The 24806-nt window shown below is 49.2% G+C and carries 26 protein-coding genes and 1 pseudogene; 19 read left to right on the forward strand and 8 right to left on the reverse strand.

Annotation, left to right across the window (positions count from 1 at the left end):
• The 9 genes from DW761_RS13865 to DW761_RS13905 form a co-directional block, all read left to right on the forward strand.
• On the forward strand, positions 1-962 hold a 962-nt coding region (locus DW761_RS13865; protein WP_394336556.1), incomplete at its 5' end, for a VirB4-like conjugal transfer ATPase, CD1110 family.
• Complete coding sequence (locus tag DW761_RS13870) at positions 959-1915, forward strand: DNA-methyltransferase (protein WP_055143064.1); 957 nt, start codon at positions 959-961, stop codon at positions 1913-1915. The genes DW761_RS13865 and DW761_RS13870, both read left to right, overlap by 4 nt.
• Positions 1912-3882: a C40 family peptidase gene (locus DW761_RS13875; protein ID WP_055143066.1), complete on the forward strand. Its 1971-nt coding sequence runs from the start codon at positions 1912-1914 to the stop codon at positions 3880-3882. Before DW761_RS13870 ends, DW761_RS13875 begins: the two co-directional genes overlap by 4 nt.
• A gap of 21 nt (positions 3883-3903) precedes the next feature.
• A complete protein-coding gene (locus DW761_RS13880) occupies positions 3904-4170 on the forward strand; it encodes a DUF4315 family protein (protein ID WP_003508256.1) in 267 nt (88 codons plus the stop codon).
• Entirely contained in the window at positions 4160-4891 is a 732-nt protein-coding gene (locus DW761_RS13885) for a DUF4366 domain-containing protein (RefSeq protein ID WP_055143068.1), read from the forward strand. Before DW761_RS13880 ends, DW761_RS13885 begins: the two co-directional genes overlap by 11 nt.
• The gene (locus DW761_RS13890) at positions 4888-6963 is read left to right on the forward strand and encodes a type IA DNA topoisomerase (protein WP_002584963.1); all 2076 of its coding nucleotides are present in this window, start codon (positions 4888-4890) and stop codon (positions 6961-6963) included. Before DW761_RS13885 ends, DW761_RS13890 begins: the two co-directional genes overlap by 4 nt.
• Positions 6960-7328 (forward strand): cysteine-rich VLP domain-containing protein, encoded by a 369-nt coding sequence (locus DW761_RS13895; protein WP_002584962.1) that lies wholly within the window; start codon positions 6960-6962, stop codon positions 7326-7328. The genes DW761_RS13890 and DW761_RS13895 overlap by 4 nt, the downstream gene beginning before the upstream one ends.
• A 125-nt stretch (positions 7329-7453) precedes the next feature.
• Positions 7454-10804 carry a YodL domain-containing protein gene (locus DW761_RS13900; RefSeq protein ID WP_117471272.1) on the forward strand — a complete coding sequence of 1117 codons (3351 nt, stop codon included), beginning with the start codon at positions 7454-7456 and terminating at the stop codon, positions 10802-10804.
• Between the two features lie 4 nt (positions 10805-10808).
• The gene (locus DW761_RS13905) at positions 10809-11018 is read left to right on the forward strand and encodes a transposon-transfer assisting family protein (RefSeq protein WP_002584960.1); all 210 of its coding nucleotides are present in this window, start codon (positions 10809-10811) and stop codon (positions 11016-11018) included.
• A 158-nt stretch (positions 11019-11176) separates the two neighbouring features.
• On the opposite strand, the gene DW761_RS13910 is transcribed toward DW761_RS13905, so the two are convergent.
• The 3 genes from DW761_RS13910 to DW761_RS13920 all read right to left on the reverse strand — a co-directional run bounded on the left by DW761_RS13910 (position 11177) and on the right by DW761_RS13920 (position 13359).
• Positions 11177-12511 carry a relaxase/mobilization nuclease domain-containing protein gene (locus DW761_RS13910; RefSeq protein WP_055143071.1) on the reverse strand — a complete coding sequence of 445 codons (1335 nt, stop codon included), beginning with the start codon at positions 12509-12511 and terminating at the stop codon, positions 11177-11179.
• Positions 12472-12801: a plasmid mobilization protein gene (locus tag DW761_RS13915; protein WP_002584958.1), complete on the reverse strand. Its 330-nt coding sequence runs from the start codon at positions 12799-12801 to the stop codon at positions 12472-12474. Before DW761_RS13915 ends, DW761_RS13910 begins: the two co-directional genes overlap by 40 nt.
• 201 nt (positions 12802-13002) lie before the next feature.
• Positions 13003-13359, reverse strand: a complete 357-nt coding sequence (locus tag DW761_RS13920; protein WP_002584957.1) for a helix-turn-helix transcriptional regulator — start codon at positions 13357-13359, stop codon at positions 13003-13005.
• 398 nt (positions 13360-13757) lie between these two features.
• On the opposite strand from DW761_RS13920, the gene DW761_RS13925 reads away from it, so the two are divergent.
• From DW761_RS13925 to DW761_RS13955, 6 genes are all read left to right on the forward strand, one after another.
• Positions 13758-13943 (forward strand): cysteine-rich KTR domain-containing protein, encoded by a 186-nt coding sequence (locus tag DW761_RS13925; RefSeq protein ID WP_003431289.1) that lies wholly within the window; start codon positions 13758-13760, stop codon positions 13941-13943.
• 16 nt (positions 13944-13959) lie between these two features.
• Positions 13960-14943, forward strand: a complete 984-nt coding sequence (rlmN, locus tag DW761_RS13930) for a 23S rRNA (adenine(2503)-C(2))-methyltransferase RlmN (RefSeq protein WP_002584956.1) — start codon at positions 13960-13962, stop codon at positions 14941-14943.
• 473 nt (positions 14944-15416) lie between these two features.
• Complete coding sequence (locus DW761_RS13935) at positions 15417-15854, forward strand: sigma-70 family RNA polymerase sigma factor (RefSeq protein WP_002604474.1); 438 nt, start codon at positions 15417-15419, stop codon at positions 15852-15854.
• Positions 15838-16080: a helix-turn-helix domain-containing protein gene (locus DW761_RS13940; RefSeq protein ID WP_002604473.1), complete on the forward strand. Its 243-nt coding sequence runs from the start codon at positions 15838-15840 to the stop codon at positions 16078-16080. Before DW761_RS13935 ends, DW761_RS13940 begins: the two co-directional genes overlap by 17 nt.
• Positions 16081-16538: 458 nt before the next feature.
• Entirely contained in the window at positions 16539-16712 is a 174-nt protein-coding gene (locus DW761_RS13950) for a transposon-encoded TnpW family protein (protein ID WP_002604472.1), read from the forward strand.
• A 77-nt stretch (positions 16713-16789) separates the two neighbouring features.
• Positions 16790-18463, forward strand: coding sequence for a recombinase family protein (locus DW761_RS13955; protein WP_002604471.1), 1674 nt, complete (start codon positions 16790-16792; stop codon positions 18461-18463).
• Positions 18464-18470: 7 nt separating this feature from the next.
• Here the strand turns inward: DW761_RS13955 and DW761_RS13960 are convergent.
• The 5 genes and pseudogenes from DW761_RS13960 to DW761_RS13985 form a co-directional block, all read right to left on the reverse strand.
• Positions 18471-18614 (reverse strand): annotated as a pseudogene (locus tag DW761_RS13960) (recombinase family protein); the annotation flags it as partial.
• A gap of 145 nt (positions 18615-18759) precedes the next feature.
• Positions 18760-18954: a hypothetical protein gene (locus DW761_RS13965; RefSeq protein ID WP_002578728.1), complete on the reverse strand. Its 195-nt coding sequence runs from the start codon at positions 18952-18954 to the stop codon at positions 18760-18762.
• Positions 18955-19026: 72 nt separating this feature from the next.
• Positions 19027-19971 carry a MobV family relaxase gene (gene mobV, locus DW761_RS13970; protein WP_032511066.1) on the reverse strand — a complete coding sequence of 315 codons (945 nt, stop codon included), beginning with the start codon at positions 19969-19971 and terminating at the stop codon, positions 19027-19029.
• 181 nt (positions 19972-20152) lie between these two features.
• Entirely contained in the window at positions 20153-20548 is a 396-nt protein-coding gene (locus tag DW761_RS13980; RefSeq protein WP_054323976.1) for a replication initiator protein A, read from the reverse strand.
• Between the two features lie 111 nt (positions 20549-20659).
• Positions 20660-21073, reverse strand: a complete 414-nt coding sequence (locus DW761_RS13985) for a cysteine-rich VLP domain-containing protein (RefSeq protein WP_021423970.1) — start codon at positions 21071-21073, stop codon at positions 20660-20662.
• 469 nt (positions 21074-21542) lie between these two features.
• Between DW761_RS13985 and DW761_RS13990 the strand changes: the two genes are divergently transcribed.
• The 4 genes from DW761_RS13990 to ant(6) all read left to right on the forward strand — a co-directional run bounded on the left by DW761_RS13990 (position 21543) and on the right by ant(6) (position 24480).
• The gene (locus DW761_RS13990) at positions 21543-22343 is read left to right on the forward strand and encodes a helix-turn-helix domain-containing protein (RefSeq protein WP_021422317.1); all 801 of its coding nucleotides are present in this window, start codon (positions 21543-21545) and stop codon (positions 22341-22343) included.
• A 30-nt stretch (positions 22344-22373) separates the two neighbouring features.
• On the forward strand, positions 22374-22757 hold the full coding sequence (locus DW761_RS13995) for a cytidine deaminase family protein (RefSeq protein ID WP_021422332.1): 384 nt from the start codon (positions 22374-22376) through the stop codon (positions 22755-22757).
• Positions 22748-23437: an MBL fold metallo-hydrolase gene (locus DW761_RS14000; protein WP_021422329.1), complete on the forward strand. Its 690-nt coding sequence runs from the start codon at positions 22748-22750 to the stop codon at positions 23435-23437. Before DW761_RS13995 ends, DW761_RS14000 begins: the two co-directional genes overlap by 10 nt.
• A gap of 176 nt (positions 23438-23613) precedes the next feature.
• Positions 23614-24480, forward strand: coding sequence for an aminoglycoside 6-adenylyltransferase (gene ant(6), locus DW761_RS14005; protein ID WP_021422333.1), 867 nt, complete (start codon positions 23614-23616; stop codon positions 24478-24480).
• Positions 24481-24806 lie beyond the last annotated feature (326 nt).

Raw genomic sequence — 24806 nt, forward strand, 5'->3', positions numbered from 1 at the left:
GTACGGTTCTTAGACGAGAAAGCGGGAGTAATCTCGCTGACTTAGTCGACTATTACCCCCTTGTCGGACGTTTGAAAGGACAGGTTATCAAGGTTTCGCAGAACAGCACGCAGTACATTAACCCTATGGATATTAACCTCAATTACAGCGAGGGCGACACGCCCATAGCCTTAAAGAGCGATTTTATCCTTTCCTTTTGTGAGTTGATTATGGGAGGTAAAAACGGGCTGGAAGCTGTCGAAAAGACCTTGATTGACCGCGCTGTTATCAGCGTGTACCGCAACTACCTTGCCGACCCGAAGCCGGAGAATATGCCGATTTTGGGCGACCTCTACGACGAGATCAAGAAGCAGCCGGAAAAGGAAGCGCAGCGTATCGCGGCGGCATTGGAACTCTATGTAAACGGCAGCTTGAACATTTTTAACCACAGGACAAACGTTGACATTCATAATCGCCTTGTCTGCTTTGATATTAAGGAACTCGGTACGCAGCTTAAAAAAGTCGGTATGCTTATCGTCCAAGACCAAGTATGGAACAGAGTAACGGTAAACCGCAGCGAGGGCAAGGCGACGCGGTATTACATCGACGAATTTCATTTACTCTTGAAAGAGGAACAGACCGCAGCATACAGCGTCGAGATTTGGAAGCGTTTTAGGAAGTGGGGCGGTATTCCGACAGGTATCACGCAGAACGTCAAAGACCTTTTGACGAGCAGAGAAGTTTCAAACGTTTTTGAAAACAGCGATTTTGTCTATATGCTCAACCAAGCACAGGGCGACAGGGAAATCCTTGCAAAGCAGCTTAACATTTCGCAGCAGCAAATGACCTATGTAACCCATTCCGACGCGGGCGAGGGGCTTATTTTCTACGGCAACGTGATTTTGCCCTTTATTGACCGTTTCCCGCAGGATACGGAACTGTACCGCGTCATGACGACCAAACCCGGCGAGGTGTCGGCATGAGGATAGAAACGGACAAAATCTATTGCGGCGACAGCTTGCAGGTGCTTCAAACCTTGCCGGAAAACGCAGTTGATTGTTGCGTAACGTCCCCGCCCTACTATGCCTTGCGGGACTATGGCGCAGACGGGCAGATCGGACGGGAAGCAACGCCGGAAGAATATGTTTCCCGCATTACGGCGGTATTCCATGAGGTAAAGCGGGTGCTTACGCCGGAGGGGACTTGTTGGCTGAATATCGCGGACACTTATTGCGGCACAGGCAGCAAAGCCGACCACCAAGACCCCAAATATCCCAAAGGCAGGAACGGGCAGCAAGTGGCGTTCAACCACCGCGCCCCCGGCTGTAAGCCCAAAGATTTAATCGGTATTCCGTGGCTTGTAGCCCTTGCCTTGCGGGGCGACGGTTGGTATTTGCGCAGTTCTATCATTTGGCACAAAACAAACCCCATGCCAGAAAGCACGCGGGACAGGCCGACCCGCTGCTATGAATATGTGTTTCTGCTTACCAAGTCAAAGAAGTATTACTACAATTGGCAAGCAGTAGCCGAGCCGATAGCCCCCACAACGGCGGGGCGGCTGAAAAGCGGAGTTAGCAAAGGAAACAAGTATAACGTTACTGTTCCGGGGCAAAACCAGCCGCAGAAAATCAACCGCCCCCGCGAAAAGGGCGCATACGCCGACGAGTTGATTTGTCCCGTCCGCAGCCGTCGCAACGTTTGGCAGATCAACAATGTCGCGTATCATGGCGGGCATTTCGCAGCATACCCGCCCAAACTTGCGGAAACGTGCATTTTGGCGGGCTGTCCCGTGGGCGGGATTGTCCTTGATCCGTTTTTAGGCAGCGGCACCACCGCAGCGGCGGCAAAGCACCTTTCCCGCCGCTATATCGGCATTGAGTTAAACCCCGACTATTGCACCCTTGCAAAACAGCGGATTGGAGGTGATGAAGATTGAGCAAGGAATGGAAAGCCCCCGACAAGGTAACGCAGAAAATGACCCGCGACGGGGCGGTTGCGGAAAACCTCACGACGGGCGAAACAACGAGTATCAGCGAAAGGCCGCAGGAGGAAAACTATTCCCAAGCCCCTACCGCAGCGGCAGAAAAGGCTGTTGACCGTATCGGCGCAGAGGTTGAACGGCAAGCGGCAAAGGGCGCAGGGAAAAAAGCCCTTGACGCGGCGCAGCTAAAAACCCATACTTCCCGCTTGCAGTTTTCCGAAGCGGAACGGGCAACGCCGGAATTGCAGAAATCTATCCGTAAATCCGAGAAAGCGGCAGACCGTTTAGACGCAGCGCGGGCGGCTATCCCCAAGCAGACCAAAATCAAGAAAGAGCGCGTTTTTGACGAAGCGAAAGGCAAGGCAAAGACGCGCCTTTCCTTTGAAAAGACGGATAAGCCCCCAAACGGCAAGTTGCGGCATAACCCCTTGTCCCGTCCGGCGCAGGAGTTGAACAGCACCGTACATGGGAAAATCTACGAGGTTGAGAAAGAAAATGTCGGTGTGGAAAGCGGGCACAGGGTAGAACTTGCGGGCGAGAAAGCGGGCGGTATGGCGGCGCGGACGGTAAAGCGCGGCATACGCAGCCACAAGCTGAAACCCTACCGGGCAGCGGCGGCAGCCGAGAGAAAGGCGGTAAAGGCAAACGCCGATTTCCTCTATCAAAAGGCGCTGCACGATAACCCCGCCCTTGCGCACTCAAACCCGATTTCCCGTTTTTGGCAGAAGCAGCGCATTAAAAAGCAGTATGCAAAGACGCTGAAAGCGGGCGGCAAAGTGAAAAAGACCGCCGAAGCCACCGCAAAGGCGGCGAAGAAAACCGCGCAGGAAACCAAACGGGCGACGTTCTTTGTCGTCCGGCACTGGAAAGGCTGCTTGCTTGTGGGCGGGATTGCCTTTATCGTGCTTCTGCTTTTCGGCGGCTTGTCCTCTTGCTCCCTCTTTGGCGGCAACAGCGGCAGCGGCTTAATTGCGTCGTCCTATCTTTCCGAGGACGCGGATATTACAGGCGCGGAAAGCGCGTATGCCGCTATGGAAGCCGAGTTACAAGATATGCTGAATAATATCGAGCGCGAATACCCCGGCTATGACGAATACCGGGTGAACGCGGACGAGATCGAGCATGACCCCTATGTGCTAATCTCTATCCTTTCCGCGCTGCATGAGGGCGTGTTTACCCTTGATGAAGCGCAAAGCACCCTTGAAATGCTCTTTGAGAAACAGTATATCTTGACCGTTGAGGAAGAAGTACAGGTACGATACCGCACCGAAACGAGGACGGACAGCGAGGGCAACGAATATGAGGTTGAAGTACCCTACAACTATTACATTCTCCATGTGGATTTGGAAAACTTCAACCTTTCCCATGTCCCCGTCTACATCATGGGCGAGGAACAGCTATCCATGTACGCTATGTATATGTCGTCGCTGGGAAACCGCCCCGATTTGTTCCCGTCGTCCGGCTATGTGTCTAAATACTATGAAAACCCGCCCGCCGATTATGAAGTACCCGCCGCGCTGCTTAATTCCGATGAACAGTTTGCGCGGCTCATAGAGGAAGCGGATAAATACGTCGGCTTTCCCTATGTGTGGGGCGGCAGCACCCCGGAAACCTCTTTTGATTGCAGCGGCTTTGTGAGTTATGTATTGACGAACAGCGGCCTATACAATACGGGCAGACTTGGGGCGCAAGGGCTTTACAACATTTCAACCCGCGTTTCCAACCCGCAGCCGGGGGATTTGGTTTTCTTTACGGGTACATACGACACGCCGGGGGTATCTCATGTGGGTATCTACGTTGGCGAGGACGGGGACGGAAGCCCCGTCATGCTGCATTGTGGCGACCCGATACAATACGCAAAACTTGATACAAGCTATTGGCAATCCCATTTTTACGCCTATGGGCGGCTACATTACAACTGACTTTGAAAGGAGTTTATTTCTATGGCAAACACGAAACTTGACCGTATCGAAAGGGATATTGAGAAAACGAGGGCGAAAATCCTTGAATACCAAAAAAGGCTGAAAGACCTTGAAGCGCAGAAAATCGAGGAAGAAAACGCGCAGATCGTTCAAATGGTGAAAGCGGTACACCTTGACGGGGCGCAGCTTGCCGCGTTCCTCTCCGCTTACGCCAGCGGCGAAATTGCCTTGCCACAGCCGGACGCAGACTACACCGACGAACAGGAGGAAACCGAAGATGAAGCATAAAAAACTGTTCCGCAGCGTTACCGCTTTGCTTGCCGCCCTTGTACTCATGGGCGGCTTTTCTGTTACCGCTTTTGCGGGCGGCGGTGATGTGAGCGACGAGCCGCCTACCCCCGTAACCGAAACCGAGCCGGAAGAAACGACGGGCGGCTATGAGCCGCAGCCCTTAACGCCGGAGGGCAACATGAGCCTTGTGGACGACATAACGGGCGAAGCGTCCGGCGATAAGCAGTTTATTACCGTCGTTACGAAAAACGGAAACTATTTTTACATCATCATTGACCGCGCCGAGGACGGGGAAAATACCGTCCATTTCCTTAACCAAGTGGACGAAGCGGATTTAACCGCCCTTATGGAGGACGGGCAGACCGAAGCCCCCGTTTGTAGCTGTACTGAAAAATGCGTTGCCGGAAGCGTCAACACCGATTGTCCCGTTTGCAGCGTCAACATGAGCGAGTGCGCGGGCAAGGAAGCCGAGCCGGAGCCGGAAGAAACCGAGCAGCCGCCGGAAGAAGAAAAAGGCGGCGGCATGGGTATTCTGCTTGTCGTGCTGCTTGTTGCCGCAGCGGGCGGCGGCGCGTTCTACTACTTTAAGATTTTGAAGCCCAAAAAGGACGCGGCGAAAGGCAGCAGCAGCCTTGACGACCTTGATTTTGACGAGGACGACGAGGAAACGGAAGTAGTCGAAACCGAACAGACCGAGCAGGAGGACGATAATCTATGAAACTTGTAATTGCAGAAAAACCGAGCGTCGGGGCGGCGATTGCCGCCGTTATGGGCGCGAATGAAAAGCGCAGCGGATATTTTGAGGGCGGCGGCTACCTTGTGTCGTGGTGTATCGGGCATTTGATTAGCCTTGCAGACGCGGCGACCTACAATGAACAATTCCGTAAATGGAAGTACGACGATCTTCCCATTGTCCCGCAGGAGTGGCAGTTTATTGTTGCCAGCGGCAAGGAGCAGCAGTTTTCCATTCTCAAAGACCTTATGCACCGCAGCGACGTTACCGAGATTATCAATGCTTGCGACAGCGGGCGCGAGGGGGAACTCATTTTCCGCTTTGTCTATGAACAGGCGAATTGCAAAAAGCCCTTTTCCCGCCTTTGGATTAGCAGCATGGAAGCAAGTGCAATCCGCGAGGGCTTTTCAAATCTCAAAGACGGGCGCGGCTATGACAACCTCTATCAATCCGCGCTTTGCAGAGCAAAGGCCGATTGGCTCATTGGCATTAACGCGACCCGCCTTTTCTCTATCCTCTACCATAAAACATTGAATGTCGGCAGAGTGCAAACGCCCACCCTTGCTATGCTGGTAAACCGCGACTATGCAATCAGCAGCTTTAAGAAAGAGAAATATCATGTCGTCCGGCTGGACGTTGGCGGCGTTGCCGCCCTTTCCGAAAGGCAGGACGACGAAGCGGCGGCGCGGCAGATGAAAGCGGCTTGCGAGAAATCGCAGGCCGTTTGTACTTCCCTTAAAAAAGAGAAAAAGACCGCAGCCCCGCCGAAACTGTTTGACCTCACCGCCTTGCAGCGGGAAGCAAACCGTTTGTATGGGTTTACGGCGAAACAGACCCTTGACTATGCGCAAGCCCTTTATGAAAAACGGCTTTTGACCTATCCCCGCACCGACAGCAAATATATCACTTCCGATATGGAGGGCAGCACAAAGGAACTTATCACCGGCCTTTGCGCTGCTCTCCCCTTTATGCAGGGCGTGAAGCTGCAAGCCGACCTTGCGAGGATTTGCGACAACAGCAAAGTAACCGACCATCACGCCATTTTGCCGACAGCGGAGTTTGTGAAAACGGGCTTTTCTTCCCTTGCCGAAAGTGAGAAAAAGCTAATGACCCTTGTGTGCGCAAAACTGCTTTGCGCCGTTGCCGCGCCCTATGAGTATGAAGCGGTTACGGCGGTTTTCACTTGCGGCGGCTATACCTTTACCGCAAAGGGCAGGACGACGCTTTGTGAGGGTTGGCGCGAGATTGAAAGACTATCCCGCGCCGCGTCCGGGGAACAGGACGAGGACGCAGAGCCGGAAGCGGTTTTACCCCCGCTTGCCGAGGGGCAGACCTTTGACAATCCGGCAGCGGAGATCTCCGAACGTTACACGCAGCCCCCAAAGGCATTTACCGAAGATACGTTACTTTCGGCTATGGAGAGTGCGGGAAAGGAGGACACGCCGGAGGACGCGGAGCGCAAAGGGTTAGGCACCACCGCGACGCGGGCGGGTATCATTGAAAAACTCATTAGCGCGGGCTTTGCCGAGCGCAAGGGCAAAAAGCTAATCCCCACAAAGGACGGGTATAACCTTGTCGCTATTCTGCCCGACAGCCTTACGTCCCCGCAGCTTACGGCAGAATGGGAAACGCGCCTTACCGGGATTGCAAAGGGCAGCGACAGCCCCGCCGACTTCATGCGCGGGATTGAGGAAATGACAGCGGGGCTTGTCAAGACCTATTCCGCGATTTCCGAGGATAAAGCGAAGCTGTTTACCCCGCAGCGGGAAGCAATCGGCACTTGCCCCCGTTGCGGCGCGGCGGTTTACGAGGGCAAGAAAAACTTTTACTGCTCCGACAGGGCTTGCAGCTTTGTGATGTGGAAGAATGACCGCTTTTTTGAGCAGCGCAAAAAGGCTTTCACAAAGGCGATTGCCGCCGCCCTTTTGAAAGACGGAAAGGTAAAAATCAAAGGTATGTACTCGACCAAGACGGGAAAGACCTTTGACGGAGTTGTGCTGCTTGCCGACACAGGCGGCAAGTATGTAAACTTCCGCGTCGAGCAGAACCGAAAATGATAAGGCTTGATGAAAAGCAATACCGCGCCGTAAAGAAAATGACCCGCGCCGCTTGTGCAAACAACGATTGCGGGAATTGTCTGCTGCTGGACGACGGGGAAACTTGCGTTTGTGTGCAGAGTATCAGCTATTCGCTGCTATGCCGCTATTTCCGCGAAGCGGTATTACCCGCCGACAGGCAGCTTTGCGAACAGATCACCCGCAGCGGGGAAACCGATTTGAAGCGTTGCGCGGTATGCGGCAGCACGTTTGCGGCGGGCAGCAACCGGGCGAAATACTGCCCCGATTGCGCGGCAAAGATACGCCGCAGACAGAAAGCCCAAAGCGAGAGAAACAGGCGTTTACGGATAAAAACAACTACATAGCAAGCACAGCAAACGAGTACCCGTTTGCGAGAAATGCCCGCGCTTCCCATAGAGAGCGCGGGCATTTTGCTTGTTGGGATAGTCCCAAACCCTTATATGACCGAGAAAGGACGTGATGAAAGAATATGCCGTATTCCTCATACGACCATGACAAATTAGAAGCCGCCGAAACCATGCGGATAGAACGCCGGATATATTTTGAAGCAAAGGACAGGGAGATTGCCCCTTATGCTTCCTTGCCGATTGCGCAGCTACTTTCCATGCGCAGCGAAAGCGCGGCGGCAGAACAGGCGATTTTTGACGACCTTAAAGAACGCGCCGCCGCATGGGAAGAACAGGCGGGAAGAACGCTTTTGCTGGATAAAACACTTGAATATGTGAGAACGCCGCACGTCCAGCACACCGCTAACGAGTGGCAGACCACCGAGCATAACCGCCATATTCGCAGCAACCGGGTATATCAGATGAATTACCACATTTACGAAAACACCCGTTACGACAGGGAGAAGCAGCAAAGCGTCCCTTACTCCTATTCTCTCACATGGGGCGTTTATACCAACAGCCCGAACAGGAACGGGCAAGCGAAGATTGCCGGACAAGATAGAAAGGTTTTCACCGACAAGGCAGCTATGGAAAAGTATCTGAATGGGCGTATCAAAGCGTATGACCGCTTGTTTACGGAAATCTCCCCGCCTATCCCGCAGGAGTACGCCGACTATTTCAAAGTAAACGGTATGCTCATGCCGGACTACACCATAGAGGGCGAAGAACCCCCGCAGCAGCAACAGGCGGCAGCTATCCCCGAAAATACCGGGCAGGAAAAGGAGCGTGAACACATGAGCGAACAGTTTTCTATTATGATAGGCAACCGCAGCCGCTTTGACGCGGGCGACCCCGGCGGCTATTGGTTGGATATGCCCGCCACAAAGGAGCAGTTGCACGAAGCTATGCGGAACGTCGGCATTACCGCCGACAACCCGCAGGATTTTTCCATTCGCGGCTATTCCGACGACCCGGAGAAACATATTGCCTTGCCTTATGAAATGGTATGCGCCGCCGACGTGGACGAACTCAATTTTCTTGCGGCGCGGCTCGAACAGCTTGACCCCGCCGAGGTTGGCAAGCTGAACGCAGCTTTGCAGCAGAAAAACGGGCTTGCAAATATTGGACAGGTAATTGACTTCACCTACAACGTGGATTTTTACGTCCATATCCCCGAAGTACATAACTACCACGATTTGGGCGACTATTACTTAAATCAATCCGGCATGGTACAAATGCCCGAAGAATGGAAAGGCGGCATTGACCTTTCTACTTTTGGCAGGAACGCTGCCGCGCAGGAAAAAGGCGCGTTTACCGAGTACGGCTATATCGTGGAAAGCGGCGACGAGTGGGAACGGCAGTTTGAGGGGCGCGAAGTGCCGGAAGAATACCGCATTATGAGTTACCCGCAGCCGGAGCGCGGCGAACAGGACAAAGCCTATATGGACGCAGCCGAAACGCAGCAAGCAGACGCACAGGCCGCAGAGCCGCAGCAGCCCCGCCCCGTCGTCCCCATTATCCTTACTTCCGAAAAGCCCGCCGAAAAGGTAAAGGAGATCACCGCGCGTTTGGAACAGGGCGTACAGGCGATTTTTGACAGCGACCGCTACAAAGAGTTTCTAACCGCTATGTCAAAGTTCCATGATTATAGTTTGAATAACACTATCCTAATTGCTATGCAGGGCGGCAATTTGGTAATGGGCTTCCGTCAATGGGAAAAGGAGTTTGACCGCCATGTAAAGAAAGGCGAGAAAGGCATTAAAATCTTTGCCCCCGCGCCCTACAAGGTGAAAAAGCTGGTTGATAAAATCGACCCCGAAACGAGAAAGCCCATGCTTGACCGCGAGGGAAAAGTGGTAAAGGAAGAAAAGGAAATCACCGTCCCCGCCTTTAAGGTTATAACCGTCTTTGATATTTCGCAGACCGAGGGCAAGGAGTTTCCCGACCTTTCCGTTAAACCGCTGCTTGCCGATGTGGAGCAGTACGAGGATTTTTTCGCCGCCCTTGAAAAAGCGTCCCCCGTCCCGATTGCATTTGAGCAGATCACAAACGGCGCAAATGGGTATTTCAGTTTGACCGACAAGCGTATTGCAATCAAAGAGGGCGTGAGTGAATTACAGGCGGTAAAGACCGCCATTCACGAAATCGCCCATGCGAAGCTGCACGACGTAGACTTAAACGCCCCGCCGGAGCAGCAAAACCGCGTTGACCGCCATACCTGCGAGGTAGAAGCGGAAAGCGTCGCTTATACGGTTTGCCAGCATTTCGGCCTTGATACTTCCGATTACTCTTTCGGCTATGTGGCTGGTTGGAGCAGCGGCAAGGAAATGACCGAGTTAAAAGCGTCCCTTGAAACAATACAGACCACCGCAAAGGAACTCATTACCGAGATTGAGGGGCATTTTACCGAGTTGCAGCAGCAGCGGCAAGCCGAGCAGGAGCAGGGCGATACCTTTTCCATTTATCAGTTAAAGCGCGGGGACGAAACAAGGGACTTGCGCTTTGAGCCTTATGACCGTCTGCAAGCGGCTGGACTTACCATTGACCGGGTAAATTATGAACTCGTCTATACTGCACCGCTTACAAAGGATATGACGCTGGGCGACATTTGGGAAAGGTTTAATATCGACCACCCCGCCGACTTTAAGGGGCATAGCCTTTCCGTTTCCGACATTGTTGTGCTTCATCAGAACGACGAGGACACCGCCCACTATGTAGACAGTATCGGTTTTCAGCAAGTGCCGGAGTTTTTGCAGGAGCAGCAGACCCCCGTATTTGACAAGCTGCCGCCCGAACAGCAGCAAGCCTTGTCCGACACCGTACAAGACACTTTGCAAATGCTGGTTGACGCAGACAAGCGGATTTATGGCGACGTTACGGGCAAGACCCTTGAAGCAATCGCGGCGCAAGGATATTCCTACAAGGACGGGCAGCTTGAAAAGCAGCAGCCGGAAGCGACCCCCGACAGCCTTTTGACGGGTGAAACCGTTAGAACGCCGAGGGGCAATTTTCATATTACCGATATGAGCCGTGAACAGATCGAAGCGGCGGGCTTTGGTTTTCATCATGCGTCGGAGGACGGGAAGTATCTCATTATGGGAAATGGCACACAGGCTTATGCCATAGCCGCCGAGCAGCCGCAGCGGGATAATCCCTTAAAGCACGTCGAGGACACCATAGAGCAGAACGACAACAATTTTGACGGGCTTATCAATAATACGCCGCAAACGCCCACCGTCGCGGATTTTGAGCAGCGGGCAAAGGCGGGGGAAGCGATTTCCGTTACCGACCTTGCAAAAGCGGTAAAAGCCGAGAAACGGGAACAGCCGCAGAAAAAACCGTCCATTTTGAAGAAGCTGGACGAATACAAGAAACAGGCGGCGCAGCAGCCGAAAGATAAACAGAAAGAGCATAAAAAGGATTTGGAGGTTTGATAGCATGAATACCCGCTTTACCATTGAGGAAGAAAACATTGTTGCGATCTACGCCGAGGACAGCCGGGAAACAACGCTTGAAAATATCCTTGCCGCCATGCCCTACATGGACGAGGATATGCGCCAGCTTGCCGCCGCAGCGGTGAACAAGCTGCAAGCCATGACGGACAGCGAGTTTTCCGAAAGGGAGTTTATCTTGACCGACGAGGAATAGCCCCTGTTCTTTTTTTGTCCTTGCGTGGACAATTAGAAAGCCGTTTTTGCGGGTTTGAATATACTTTATCGTCTATGTCGTTTTCATGCGCTGGAAGCCGCAGAAACACAGGCGTTTTCAGCCCTTAACATTCCACTTGCCACCCCATGTTTTGCGCCTTATCGCTCCTGCTCCCGCGCCCTGCTTTGGGACGGGTAAAGAATACTATCGACGTTCTTTTTGACAACGCCGTATTCCTGCATTTGCTTCTTGGCTTGCCGATAATCTTCATACAATTTGGTTTTCCTGTCGTTTAAGCTTCTATACTCCTTGCGCAGCGCGGCGAGATCGGGCAGCTTCTTTATCTGCATTTCCTTTAATGCCCTTGCCGCAGCTTCAAACAGGATAATTTCGCTTTCATGTCCCCGCAGATACTTTTCCTTGTCCGGCGATTTTCGGTATTCATCGTAAATCGGTTTTAACTGTCGGTATGTGGTGGTGTGCTTGATAAGCAGCGACAAATCAGACATACGCTGTTCCACTTCCTTAACCGCCTTTGCCGCCGCGTCATGGGCGGTCATAATATCCGCGATTTTGCTTTCAAGTTCGCTGTAATACTCAATCTTATTTTCGGTTAGGAAGTTCATGCTTTTAGCAGCCTGTTTCAGATTATGGATTTTCGCCCACCGTTCATAGCCCGCCGACTGTTGGGCTTTGATACTGTTTTCAAGATCAACGACAAGCCGGATTTTTTTATCTTCCCGCAGCGTTTTTGTTTTGGCAACATACACGCCCTTGATACGCTCCTTTATCGCTTCTTCCGTATAGGCCGCGCCGAGCGTCTTTGTGCGGGTAAACCGTTCCTGTCCGGCGGCGCGGAAAGAAATGTATTTGCCCTGTTTGATTTCATATCCCATTTCCTGCAAGCGGCGCAGCAGTTCGTCAAAATCTTTCACTCGGGGAATGAGGTTATCTATCGCCGTTTTCAGCTTGGCTTTATAGCTTGTACCTTGCTTTTCGGCGGTATATTCCGCATAGCTTTTCCCTCTGTCCTGTCCCGGCACGACGACGGATAGCCCATGCTCTTTACATATCCTGTCGCTGGTGCGCCGGATATGGTAATAGCTTTGTTTGTTGGAATGGTACTTTTTGTAGTCAACGAAGCTGACCGAGTTAAAAATCAAGTGATTATGCAGATGGTCTTTATCGACGTGAGTTGTCAAAACAAACTCATACTTGCCGCCTAATACCGCCCCGGCAAGTTCCATGCCGATTTTGTGCGCTTCTTCCGGTGTGGTTTCTCCCACCGCAAAGGATTGTATCAAGTGCCGCCCTAAATGTGTGCCGCGATCTCCGGCAGCTTCCCGCGTCCATGCAAACTCAATATCGGCGGTTTCCAGCCCGCAGCCGAAAGAGGACGCAAGCAGCTTCCCGTCTGTCTTTTCGGGATTTAAGATATAGTCTATCGCAGCCTTTAAGGTTGATTTAATAGGGTGCGTCTTTGTAACCGCCATATCTCGTCCACCGCCTTTTTAATGTCCTCTATATCCTGCCTGTAAACCGTCCCCGTCGCATTGGCGCGTTTTGCAATTTGGTTGATGTTCCGGCTCACCGCTTGCAGTTCCCGGATATATGCTTTTGTGTCGCTTCGGTCAACGACAAGAATATACCCGTCTATCGCCATTTTACGGAAGTATGCCCCATACTGCTTTATGGGAAGCTGCTTCATCTTCTCGTCGATCAGCCGCTTTTCTTCTTCCGTAACGTAAAACTTCATCTGTATATTTCTCTTTCGGTTTTCCATTTCCGCACCGCCTTTCGGTATAAGGGTTTGGGATTATCCCAACAAGCATTTTCCGCAAACGGGTACTCGTTTGCTGTGCTTGCTATCTACTCCATACCCCCACCGAAAGGCGGTATTTGTTGCGCGTTCCTTTGATTTTGGACGCAAAAAAAGATTGCAGCCGCCATGCGCTGCAATCTCCCGATTTCTCATATTGTGAGGTTAATCCTCTGCTTTTTCGACTTCCGTTATCTCCCTTGCTGTTGCGGTTACAATCCGTATGCCTTTATCGCTCATACCGTCCAGCAGCGCGTCAAGCTGCCGCCGCCCGGTGGATTTCTCCGCATTGCTGTTCGGGAAGAAAAATTGATCTACCGAAATATGATACCGGGTTACAAGGTCATAGAATACCTGTAAACTCGGCTGTTGTCCCTTGTTCTCGATATTCGCAAGGTAGCGCGGGGAAATATATAACTCGTCGCTTACCTTTTTGCGGCTCTCGCCGTATTCATTTCTCGCGGCTTTTATAGCTGCCCCGAAAGCCTTAAAGTCGTACAATGGTACGGGTCTTTTTGCCATTTTCATTCACCCTGTTACATTTTACAGTTCACCTTTCTTTTTGGATATGTCCACACAATTCATATCATTAGGTTAAATACTTCCTGTTGTGTATTGACAGTAGACTGATTTTCTGATAAAATAAAATTTATGTAAAAGGAGGCGGCGTTTATGTTGCATAGCATGCGTATTAGATAAGCATTGAAAAAAAGGATTTTCCCATTTTCAACATGGGCTTTTTTGTCATGCTTATTTTGCGGATGCTATACAAAAAACTAACGACGTATAGATATAGTATAGACATAGTGCAAGCTATGCCTTAGTTTTGTTGTACTGCTCTGTGCATTATAAATGCAGGTCAATGCTCATGTTGAGGATTGACCTGCATTTTTTTGTGTAAAAAGGACGAGTGAAATATAATGCTTAAAAAATATTGGATAAAATGTCCGATTTGTAACGGAAAGACGAGAGTTCAAGTATTTCATAATACTGTATTAAAAGATTTTCCTCTTTTCTGCCCTAAATGCAAATTGACGCATATCATTGATGTAGAAAAATTAGAGATTGTAATCAAAAATACAGAAAAACAAACTTTTATTATTTAGAAGAAAGGATATAAAAATGAAACGTTTACCTAAATATACGCCTGCGGAAGTACGGAATGATCCATACGGATTTACTTACAAAGAAATGTCGGAAGTTATTGGCGAGAATGAAGCAAAAGCCTTATATGAAGAATTATATAAGCAATTACCACGCAAAAAAAATCTATCAATGTTGGTAAAAAATATTTGCAAAAGCAGTGATACTGAAAAGTATGTTTACGAACTGAAAGACAACAAATACATTGAAACGGTTTTTATCAAGCGGCGAGATGGTGGAACTGTTTGCGTGAGCACACAAGTCGGTTGTCCTGTTGGTTGTATTTTTTGTGAGTCCGGGCGAAATGGCTTTGTTCGTAATCTAACATCGTCAGAAATCGTACAACAGATTATATTGTTGCGTCGAAAAGTAAACCGTATCGTTTTTATGGGTATGGGAGAGCCTTTATTCAATTATGACAACTTGATAAAAGCAATCCATATTCTCCGAGATAGATATGGGCTCAACTTTCCAACCGACGGCATTACCATATCAACAGTTGGTCCGGTCGATCAATTAAAAAAATTGCGCGAGGAACATCTTAAAATTCAGTTGACAATATCTTTACACGCAGCAACACAATCTGCAAGAAATCGTATTATTCCTCACATGCGCATATATGCTATTGAAGATGTTGTTAAGCAAGCCTTATCCTATTCTGAAAGGCATAATCGCAAAATTGTCTTTGCGTATTTGCTTTTACCGGGTATAAATGACCGGCCCTCAGATGTAAGACAACTTGCAAAATGGTTTCGGGGCAAAAAAGTTATGATTAACGTGTTACAATACAACCCAACAAGCAATTCAAGAATTAAAGCACCACAGAAACGGGAAATAGTTGCATTCAAACATCAATTAGAGCAAGCAGGACTTGAAGTTACTATGAGAGTTTCTCATGGCAGAGAGATTAACGCGGCTTGTGGACAGTTAGCTAACACATATAATAAATTCAAAAAAAAATGATTAAAAGTGCCAGACGCATAGACGCAGAGCCGATAACGCATTAGGTCAAAAAACCTATGTGTTATCGGCTTTTTTATTTAATATTGCGCAAAAGCCGCTGTTCCCTATTATAGAATGGATTGCGGGTAGTGTATTAAAGTCGCCCTTTTTTAAGGATACGGCGGTATCGGGGAGGTATCGCCGTGTCCATTTTTATTTACTGTAACCCGCCTAATGCTTTGCGGTCAAAAAAAGCTATGCTCCGCAAGCGGGATATTCCGGCTATGAATGTGAACTGTCAATACATTTAGCTACTGCTTACATTTCCTTTGCGCCCGTCCGCGTCTTGCGGACGGGCGCATTTTGCTTTTTTCAACTTTTTTCTGAAAAGCGCACTCAAGAGCCATCTCCCGAACGGGTACGGAGCGAAAGGGGCAGAGAGGACAAGCCCTTAACTCCCGTCCTCTACTCCACGCGGGAAGGAGGTGAACTCTATGGAGCTATCTTCTTCCGACAAGGAAAGAATACAACATCAGTACGACGCATTAGCAAAGAAAACTTTGGTCGGCGAAGCGAAAAGCCACCGCCGCACTCTTGCGAAACGCGCAGCACGCGAAGTTACTTTTTCGGATTTGAGCGAAAGCGAACTCGCGCAGCTTTTCACAACGGACGAATACGAAAGCGATTATTTCCGTTTTCAAGTGTCCGGCTTTGATGTACTCGTCAAAAATGAACTGCTTGCCGAAGCCCTTAACGCTTTGCCCGAAAGGAAACGCGACATTATCCTTTTGTCCTACTTCTTGGATATGAGCGACGCGGAAATTGGCGAACTGCTGAATGTTGTACGCACGACGGTTTTCCGGCACAGGAAATCCGCGCTTGCGAAAATCAAACAGTATTTGGAGGGAAAAGCAGATGATGAATACCGTTAGGAAGTCTGAAAATCTGTTGCCGTTCCCTGTCATTTCCGCAGCGGCAAACGGCGACACAACCGCCATGTGCGCGATCTTGAAGCACTACGAGGGTTACATAGCGAAACTTTGTACCCGCACGCTGAAAGACGACGCGGGCAATACCTATTCCTATGTGGACGAGGAAATGCGTAACAGGCTGCAAGTGCGCCTTATTACCCGCACCCTTGCTTTTCATGTAGGATAATCTTTTAGCCCATGCGGGGAGCGTGTCCCCTTTCCACGCTTCCCGTTATGGGCTATTTGTCGTTCCGCAAAAGCATATCCGCTGTTGATGTGCTTTTGCAGGCCGACAAAGCCTATTGTTCTTTGACAAAGAAAGCGGCCTTTGGTGCGCAGCATAACAGGCAAACGGGTACATTCCGTCTGTACCGAGCCAGTCGGCGGGTACGCCATGACAGCTTTTCCCCATAGGGGAAAAGCCGAGCGAGAACTACCGCGCCGTAAAACAGGTTTAGCAGCTTGTGGGCGACGACATACAAGGCGGCACAATGATACTCCCGCGTTGAACACCCTCAAAGTATTGCGCGGCGCACCCATAAGCATGGGCCGGGGTGAAACTCCCGTGAGGTTGCAGCTAACAACCGCCCGTTTTTGCCTTTTGACGAATATAGTTTATCCATACAGGAAAAGGAGGTTTTTCTAATGGATAAAAAACAGACAATTACAACCGAACGCAAAATAGGGAAAATCACCTATCTTGTTCAAGCGTTGCCGAGTGAAAAGGCAACCGATACAATCCATAAAAAGATTGAGAAACTCATTGTAAAGGATTTGCAGAAAAAGCCCGGAAATCCGGGATTTTTAGCGTCCGAGTAGTGCATTAGGCGGCGGGATATGGTATAATGATAGCAACACATTATACCTGTTTATTCGGCTGTCGGAAAGGAGGACTAATGTTACAGTCGAATAAAATCACCGCCCTTTACTGCCGTTTAAGTCAAGAGGATATGCAAGCCGGAGAAAGCGGAAGCATACAGCACCAAAAAATGATACTTCAACGCTATGCGGACGAACACCATTTTTTGAACACAAAGTTTTTTGTGGACGACGGATTTTCCGGCGTGAGTTTTGAGCGCGAGGGGCTGCAAGCGATGTTGCAGGAAGTGGAAGCCGGACGAGTGGCGACGGTCATTACCAAAGACCTTTCCCGTCTTGGCAGAAACTATCTGAAAACGGGCGAACTCATAGAGATTGTATTTCCCGAAAACGGAGTACGCTATATCGCGATCAACGACGGAGTTGACACAGCGCGGGAGGATAACGAGTTTACCCCCTTGCGGAACTGGTTTAACGAGTTTTACGCCCGCGACACAAGCAAGAAAATCCGCGCAGTTAAACAGGCACAGGCGCAAAAAGGCGAGCGCGTCAACGGGGAATATCCATACGGCTATATCCCAGACCCGAACAACCGCCACCACCTTATACCCGACCCGGAAACCGCGCCGATTGTCAAACAGGTTTTCGCTATGTTTGTTAGCGGCGTGCGTATGTGCGAAATCCAAAAATGGCTTGCGGAAAACAAAGTCTTGACGATTGGAGCGTTGCGCTATCAGCGTACAGGACAGGCGCGGTATCAGCGGGCAATGATCGCCCCCTATACTTGGCCGGACAAAACGCTCTATGACATATTAGCAAGGCAGGAATATTTAGGGCATACCATAACCGCGAAAACTCACAAGGTATCCTACAAGTCGAAAAAGACCCGGAAGAACGAAGAAGAACAACGCTATTTCTTCCCAAACACCCATGAGCCGCTTGTTGACGAGGAAACCTTTGAACTTGCGCAAAAGCGGATTGCTACCCGCCACCGCCCGACAAAAGCAGCGGAGATTGATATTTTTTCCGGCTTGCTGTTTTGCGCTGGTTGCAGACATAAGATGTATTACCAACAGGGCGTAAATATCGAGCCGCGCAAGTTTTCCTATTCTTGCGGCGCATGGCGCAACAGGGCAAGGACAGGCAGCGAGTGTACCTCTCATTATATCCGCAAAAACGTACTTCTTGATTTAGTGCTGGAAGATATGCGGCGGGTTTTGCGGTATGTTAAGGAACACGAACAGGACTTTATCTGTAAAGCTACCGAGTACGGCGACATGGAAGCGAGAAAGGCATTAGCGCAGCAGCAAAAGGAACTTTTCAAAGCACAGGCGCGTATGACCGAACTTGACACGCTTTTCCGCAAGCTGTATGAGGACAACGCATTAGGCAGACTGACAGATGAACGGTTTGTGTTTCTAACTTCCGGCTATGAGGACGAAAAGAAATCCCTTGCCGCAAGGATAGACGAGTTACAACAGCAGATCGCAACCGTTACCGAGCGAAAAAGGGATATATCAAGGTTTATTCAGATTGTCGGGAAATACAGCGACATACAGGAATTGACCTATGAAAACGTCCATGAGTTTATCGACCGTATTTTGATACATGAATTAGACCGGGAAACCAACACCCGGAAAATCGAAATCCATTATAGCTTTGTCGGACAGGTTGATACCGAGCAGGAGCCGACGCAAGTTGTCAACCATGACCGCCGCAACATGGTAGATGTAAAAAGTATCGCTATCTAACCCCAGCAAAGTTCGTCCCCGACCAGCCATCGTCCACATACTCACCGACTACATGAAGCCCCTGTTCCTTTGCGTACTGTTGCAGGATTGTCCGCTGTGTTTCAATGCTTACGCTGTCACCATAGTTTTCATCGTCCCGGCTCAATCTCATATAAAGCGCCGTGTTGTAAATCGTAGTATTGTAAGGTTGTTTCACCGTTAAAAATCCTCCTTCTAAAGAAACAACCCACGCTTACAATACTTTTGCTCTATGGCAATTATATCATAAGCGTGGGCGTGCTATCAATGATGGGCTATCAGGTTGAAGCGGCTTTTTCTGCGGTGTGCCGCACCACATCTACAATCAGATCACCGAGGGGCTTCCCGCCTGCGGCGAAGTGTTCGGAGATTTTTATACGGTTGTTCCCACATACAAAATACTGCGTGCCGTTCTCTGCTTGTATGACCTGCCCTGTCCGGGGTGTAAAAGTATCGCTTTCGCTTTTTGCCATCCAGTGTCCTCCATATTCAGTTTTCAAGGTACAATGCCGCACAAGGGCGGCGAAATTTTCTGCTTATATCTATCACCTTTCCTTTACCGTGTGCCGCTGCTGCCGTTTCAGTTCCGCCAGTATATCCGGCGGGATACGGTTAACCAGCCGCTGTAAATTGTCCAGTTCGCTTTCCAGCTTTGCCCGTTCCATCGTATCTTTCATCTTGCCTTTTTCGCTGGCTTTGGCTCTGGCTTCCAGTTTTTCATTTTCTGCCAAAAGGTCGTTTATCGTGACCTTGTATTTTTTGAGCTGCCCGGAGAAGTTCTCCATCTGCGGAAACCACTTTTTCAGCAGGGAGAGGGCTTCCTCTTTTTTCTTTCCGGCGTTCAGCGGGTTAATGCCGTCCAGCGTGGCTTCAATGGCTCTGGCCTGCCGGGAGAGGGAAACTGCCTGTTTGAAAAGCCGGGTGGGGATATGCTTCCGGCCTGTCTTGCTGGCGCTTTCCCCACGCTCCAAGTCGGGATATTTCTCCACCATGTAGGCGTGAAAATCGTCCTGCCACTTCGTCAGGTTTGCCCGGTTGCCGATAATCTCCTTTGCACACAGGCGGTTGTCCTTTGTCAGCGGAACAAAGGTCAAATGCAGGTGGGGCGTTTTCTCGTCCATGTGTACCACCGCCGACACGATATTTTCCCGTCCTACCCGGCCAATGAGGAAGTCCGCCGCCCGCTGGAAAAACGCCTGTATCTCCTTTGGGGATTTCTCCTTAAAAAACTCCGGGCTGGCGGTTATCAGCGTATCGACAAACCGTGTGCTGTCCTTGCGGGTTCGGCACCCGGCCTGCTCAATCCGGCTCTGAATGAAGTGGTAATAGCGTCCCTCCGGCTTGACGATATGGAAGTTGTATTTGCTCCGGCTTGTGTCAATGTCGGGATTGCTGGCATACTGTTCTTTCTGTCTTTCGTGATGGGCTTCCAGCGGCCTTGCCGGGTTGCCCTTGTGCTTCTCAAACCGTAAAATTGCGTGTTGTGCCATTCTGCTCCTTTCCCCATTCCTTTCCTATCCGGGGTTTTCCACAGGGAAATCCCGCAGAAAATAGCTCGGATAGGATTGGAATGGATAGAATATAAATCAATCTTTTTATCTTTGTATTTCTATATACCGTCCGGTTTTCGTACGTCTCAGGAGTGATTTCCGTACTTAATGGGTACGGTTTTCAGTCCTCCGGTGTACCAGAACGGGATTTCTTAAAGTCGGTGTTTGGAACCGCTTCATAGGATTTTGGAAAAATGCGGTTGGGTTTTCCACAGCCCTGCTTCTGGATCTCCACCAGTCCGGCGTATTGCAGTTCCCGCAGGGTATTCACCGCTTTCTGCCGCCCACAATGGAGCAGGTCAACCACCTCGCAGATGGGATAGTACAGATAAATCCGTCCGCAGTCATCCGCCCACCCATTCTTGCGGGATAACTCTGTCCGGCGCAGGATAAAGGCGTACAGAACCTTTGCCTCGTTAGACAGGGCCTTGAATGTGGGGGCTTCAAAGAGAAAATTCGGGAGCCGGGTGAAGCTGAACGCCTTTTCCGGCTGATGAATGTAAATGGTGTTTGTCATATCGTGTTTTGTGGACGGTTAGAAGCCCGTTTTCCGGGGCGGGCGATACTTTATACCACCTGCCCCGGTTTGGGGCTTGCGGAGCCTGATAAATCAAGGCTTTCTTCGCTCCTAACTGTCCACAGCAGACCTCCTTTTCCGTTCACTTTCTGTTTTCTGCCGCCTGTGAACTCTGGCGGCACAGCCGGGGCAGTATTTAGCCCGGTTGGATTTAGGGACGAACACGCTGCCGCAGACCGCACAGCGTTTCAAGTCCTTATCCCGGAAAATCTCCGCTTCCAGCGTCCCGTACAGCGGCAAAACCGCCCATCGGAACCACTTGCAGCAGACCGAGAAAGAAACCGTCTGCGGGCAGGTGCAGGTGTCCCCATCGTCAAGAACAACGCAGTTGCCGTCCTCAAAGCAACAGCACTCCCGGCGTATCAGGCTGGCCGCCTGTTTCCTCTGCGCCGGTGTCATGCGGTAAAGGGAACCGTTCGGCCTGCGTTCCAGTGGCGGCAAGTCTTTATAGGGGTTATCTCTCATGCGTTCCCTCCATTTTGCTTTCCGTTGCCGTTCCTCCGAAAAGGTTTCCTGCCCCATTCCTGCGGCGTGTTCCCAACATGGGGCCCCACAAAGTCGTCAGACTTTGTGGGGAGAGGAGCCGCAGCGGAGCGAGTGAGCTTTCGCCATCTGGCGGAAGCGAATGATACGCAGCTTGCGGCGACGAGGCACGCTCCCCGCAGCTTCGGGACAACTTGTCCCGAAGTGACCTCTGGACAAAGTGTCCAGAAGCTGGCTCCTTGCAGTGCTTCCCCAGCCGGGGTATTCCTTTTCGGACGGTCATTCTGTTTTCAAGGTGCCGTTCATCGATGAACTACCCTAAGTCTACACCTAAATGACCGCCCGTCCCGTATATCCGAAAGGTAGGAAATTGGCCTAAAAAACAGGCTATTTCCACGCTTTCGGAATTGTGGTATAATAAAAATGATATTTGCAGACAAGGGGGGAGCGCATGGAACTATCCATACAAGAACGATTGAAAGACCTGCGTGTGGAACGCGGTCTGACGCTGGAACAGCTTGCGGAGAAAACCCACCTCTCCAAGTCCGCTTTAGGGAGTTATGAGGGGGATAATCTCAAGGACATCAGCCATTACGCCCTTATTGAGTTGGCAAAGTTTTACGAAGTGACTGTTGATTATCTGCTGGGCCGTTCTCAAACAAGAAATCACCCAAACGCCGATCTTGCAGACCTGCATTTGAGTGATGATATGATTGAACTATTGAAAAGCGGGCTGGTGGATAATTCTCTTTTGTGTGAACTGGCGACCCACCCGGATTTTCCCCGGCTCATGGCCGACCTTGAAATCTATGTGAACGGCGTAGCGGGAAAGCAGGTGCAGAGCGCAAACGCCATTGTGGACGCTGTGAGTGCAACGATTATGAAACAGCACAATCCCGGCTTGACTGACCCGCAGTTAAGGCAGCTTATCGCCGCCCATATTGACGACGACAGCTTTTGCCGCTATGTGATACAGCAGGATATAAACAAGATAGCCCTCGACCTGCGGGAAGCCCATAAGGACGATTTTTTCAGTGTCCCGGAGGACAACCCACTGGAAGATTTCTTGCAGACCGCAGAGGAAACCACCAGCCCGGACAGCGACCCGGAGCAGGCGGCGATGGCGTTTATTTGCAAGCGGCTCAAGCTGAACTATGGGAAGCTGTCAGAGGAAGAAAGAAAGTGGCTAAAAAGAATTGCACAGAAGTCGGACCTGCTGAAAAATCCAAAGCCACAACGGGGGCGAAAGTAAGAGAGTTTATTCGAGATTTATGGAGAAATTATGAAAAATTTATATCAAATTGCGTTACAGACTGTATCCCCTATAAAATTAAAGAAAAATGGGGAAGCAGGGCATGTAGGTTGTGCATTGGAAACAGTTGGTGGAGTAGTATTTACAGGCATTTGTATTGATGTGCCTTGTTCTATCGGTATATGTGCGGAACAAGCGGCTATTGCCGAAATGCTTAAAAATAGGGAAACAAAAATTAAGAGGATTGTAGCTGTATACGAAGATGGAAGCATTTTGCCTCCCTGTGGAAGATGCAGAGAATTGATGTCACAATTAGACCTTTATAATGAAAACACAATGGTTGTCGTCGATTTTGAAAAGGAAGTAAGGCTAAAAGAACTATTGCCGGAAAGATGGGACAAAAAATGGGATTGAAAAATCTGACCAAAAATATTTACTTTTTGCCGCATGAGCCTGAAGTTGACAGGCCAATGCTGGCCTATGTAAAAGGGGATAAATTTTCCTTAGCCGTTGACGCAGGATATTCAAAAAAACATGTGCAAGATTTTTATAGAGCATTAAGAAGTTGCGATTTGAAAGAACCCGATTTTACGGTCATTACGCATTGGCATTATGACCATACATTTGGCTTACATGATATAAGTGGAGTTAGCATCGCACACCAGAAAACGAACTTGTTTTTAAGAGAACAGCAGGATCGAGCAAATGATAAAAAATATATTGACATCCTAAAAAAAGATGATACTCATTTTGCTAAAGAATATGCTGGGGAAAATGAATTGAATATCGTAATAGCTGATATTGAATATGTAGAAAAAATGACATTAAACTTAGGGAATATAACCGCTCATATTTTCCATACTGTTTCACCACACTCCGAAGATACAACTTGTATTTATATCCCGGAGGAGAAAGTTTTATTTTTAGGTGACTCTACAAGTGAAGATTTTTTTAATGGCGGCTATATGGACAAGAGAAAATTACAGCATTTGATCGAGAGAATATATTCCATAGATTGCGATTATTGCGTGTTAAGTCATTGTGAGCCATTAAAGAAGAATGAGTTACTTGCATATTTAAACACGTTAAAATAATCAAAATTTCTTATTTATCGAGAATGGCAAAGCCAGCCGAGCCAGTCAACGGTCAAGATGAACGGCGCATAAATGCGCCGCCGCTGACAGCCCCGCCCGTCTTTGCTAAAGGGTAATCAAGGCGGGAAAGCCCTAAAATGGTTTCACACCTATTTCAATAATTGGAGGAGATAAAAATGAGATCAGAAAAGGAAGTTTATGATATTGTTTTGAATTTTGCAAAAACAGACAAACGCATTCGCATGGTTACTTTGGAAGGATCTAGAACAAATACAAATATTCCGCCTGATGATTTTCAGGATTTTGATATTACTTTTTTTGTTACGGATATGGACAGCTTCACAAGTGATGATAAATGGCTAGATATATTTGGTGAAAGGTTGATTCTGCAAAAGCCGGAAGATATGGAATTATTTCCAGCTGTAGAAAAGGGATTTTCATATTTAATGCTGTTTACTGATGATGTTAAGATAGATTTAACTTTGCTGCCGCTGGAACTGATAGACGAGTATTTTACATGGGATAAACTGGTAAAGTTACTGTTGGATAAAGACAACCGTATCGTAAAGCCGCCAATACCAACGGATATAGACTACCACTTGCAGAAGCCTACTCAAAGAATGTTTGACGATTGCTGTAATGAATTTTGGAATACTACAACATATGTAGTAAAGGGCTTATGCCGCAAAGAAATTCTTTTTGCTATTGACCATATGAATGATATAGTACGAAAAGAATTGCTTCGCATGATTTCCTGGCTGATTGGTATCAAACAGGGATTTCATTTCAGTTTGGGAAAAAACTATAAATTTATGAAGCAATATGCCCCAGAGGAATTGTGGGAACGACTTATATCCACTTATAATATGGATTCCTATCCCCATATGTGGGAATCCTTTGAACAATGTATGGCATTGTTCCGGGAGGTTTCGTCAGAAGTGGCATGCCAGTTGGATTACCAGTATCCACTATATGATGAAAAAATCAGTAATTATGTGATTCGGCAAAAGAAAAAATATGGCATTGAAGATGATAACAAATAAAATTTTTTCAATCGAAAAAATTTATTTTGATTATTCAATTTTGAAAAACTGAATACCTCAAAATCAGAAAGAGCGCGGACAAGCACTTTGAGGGATTGACCGCCTTGTCCACCCATTCAGTGGGACGGCGGGCGGCGGTCAAGGCCGGGTGTAAACCCGTTCATTTCAGCCTTGACGGTTACCCGCTGTCCTGTTACTTTTCCGGGAGTGTAGCCACAACTTCGGGACACTTTGTCCACAAGTCGGAGCGTAGAACGCGGGACGGGGGCTTTCATATACGCCCTGTCTGCTGTTGAAACCAGACCTGCGCTTACGGCTCCACGCCA

This window comes from Absiella sp. AM29-15 (genome assembly GCF_003434225.1).
Taxonomy (GTDB): Bacteria; Bacillota_I; Bacilli_A; order Erysipelotrichales; family Erysipelotrichaceae; genus Hoskinsella; species Hoskinsella hominis.

What these genes read in the sequence shown, in the direction of transcription:
- DW761_RS13870 (WP_055143064.1), top strand. Translation starts at nt 959, where the DNA reads ATGAGGATAGAAACGGACAAAATCTATTGCGGCGACAGCTTGCAGGTG.
- DW761_RS13955 (WP_002604471.1), top strand. Translation starts at nt 16,790, where the DNA reads ATGTTACAGTCGAATAAAATCACCGCCCTTTACTGCCGTTTAAGTCAA.
- DW761_RS13915 (WP_002584958.1), bottom strand. Translation starts at nt 12,801, where the DNA reads ATGGAAAACCGAAAGAGAAATATACAGATGAAGTTTTACGTTACGGAA.
- DW761_RS13925 (WP_003431289.1), top strand. Translation starts at nt 13,758, where the DNA reads ATGCTTAAAAAATATTGGATAAAATGTCCGATTTGTAACGGAAAGACG.
- DW761_RS13910 (WP_055143071.1), bottom strand. Translation starts at nt 12,511, where the DNA reads ATGGCGGTTACAAAGACGCACCCTATTAAATCAACCTTAAAGGCTGCG.
- rlmN (WP_002584956.1), top strand. Translation starts at nt 13,960, where the DNA reads ATGAAACGTTTACCTAAATATACGCCTGCGGAAGTACGGAATGATCCA.
- DW761_RS13890 (WP_002584963.1), top strand. Translation starts at nt 4,888, where the DNA reads ATGAAACTTGTAATTGCAGAAAAACCGAGCGTCGGGGCGGCGATTGCC.
- DW761_RS13950 (WP_002604472.1), top strand. Translation starts at nt 16,539, where the DNA reads ATGGATAAAAAACAGACAATTACAACCGAACGCAAAATAGGGAAAATC.
- DW761_RS13965 (WP_002578728.1), bottom strand. Translation starts at nt 18,954, where the DNA reads ATGGCAAAAAGCGAAAGCGATACTTTTACACCCCGGACAGGGCAGGTC.
- DW761_RS13995 (WP_021422332.1), top strand. Translation starts at nt 22,374, where the DNA reads ATGAAAAATTTATATCAAATTGCGTTACAGACTGTATCCCCTATAAAA.
- DW761_RS13895 (WP_002584962.1), top strand. Translation starts at nt 6,960, where the DNA reads ATGATAAGGCTTGATGAAAAGCAATACCGCGCCGTAAAGAAAATGACC.
- DW761_RS13940 (WP_002604473.1), top strand. Translation starts at nt 15,838, where the DNA reads ATGATGAATACCGTTAGGAAGTCTGAAAATCTGTTGCCGTTCCCTGTC.
- DW761_RS13980 (WP_054323976.1), bottom strand. Translation starts at nt 20,548, where the DNA reads ATGACAAACACCATTTACATTCATCAGCCGGAAAAGGCGTTCAGCTTC.
- DW761_RS13935 (WP_002604474.1), top strand. Translation starts at nt 15,417, where the DNA reads ATGGAGCTATCTTCTTCCGACAAGGAAAGAATACAACATCAGTACGAC.
- DW761_RS13880 (WP_003508256.1), top strand. Translation starts at nt 3,904, where the DNA reads ATGGCAAACACGAAACTTGACCGTATCGAAAGGGATATTGAGAAAACG.
- DW761_RS13885 (WP_055143068.1), top strand. Translation starts at nt 4,160, where the DNA reads ATGAAGCATAAAAAACTGTTCCGCAGCGTTACCGCTTTGCTTGCCGCC.
- DW761_RS14000 (WP_021422329.1), top strand. Translation starts at nt 22,748, where the DNA reads ATGGGATTGAAAAATCTGACCAAAAATATTTACTTTTTGCCGCATGAG.
- DW761_RS13900 (WP_117471272.1), top strand. Translation starts at nt 7,454, where the DNA reads ATGCCGTATTCCTCATACGACCATGACAAATTAGAAGCCGCCGAAACC.
- DW761_RS13920 (WP_002584957.1), bottom strand. Translation starts at nt 13,359, where the DNA reads ATGGCAAAAAGACCCGTACCATTGTACGACTTTAAGGCTTTCGGGGCA.
- DW761_RS13990 (WP_021422317.1), top strand. Translation starts at nt 21,543, where the DNA reads ATGGAACTATCCATACAAGAACGATTGAAAGACCTGCGTGTGGAACGC.
- mobV (WP_032511066.1), bottom strand. Translation starts at nt 19,971, where the DNA reads ATGGCACAACACGCAATTTTACGGTTTGAGAAGCACAAGGGCAACCCG.
- DW761_RS13985 (WP_021423970.1), bottom strand. Translation starts at nt 21,073, where the DNA reads ATGAGAGATAACCCCTATAAAGACTTGCCGCCACTGGAACGCAGGCCG.
- DW761_RS13905 (WP_002584960.1), top strand. Translation starts at nt 10,809, where the DNA reads ATGAATACCCGCTTTACCATTGAGGAAGAAAACATTGTTGCGATCTAC.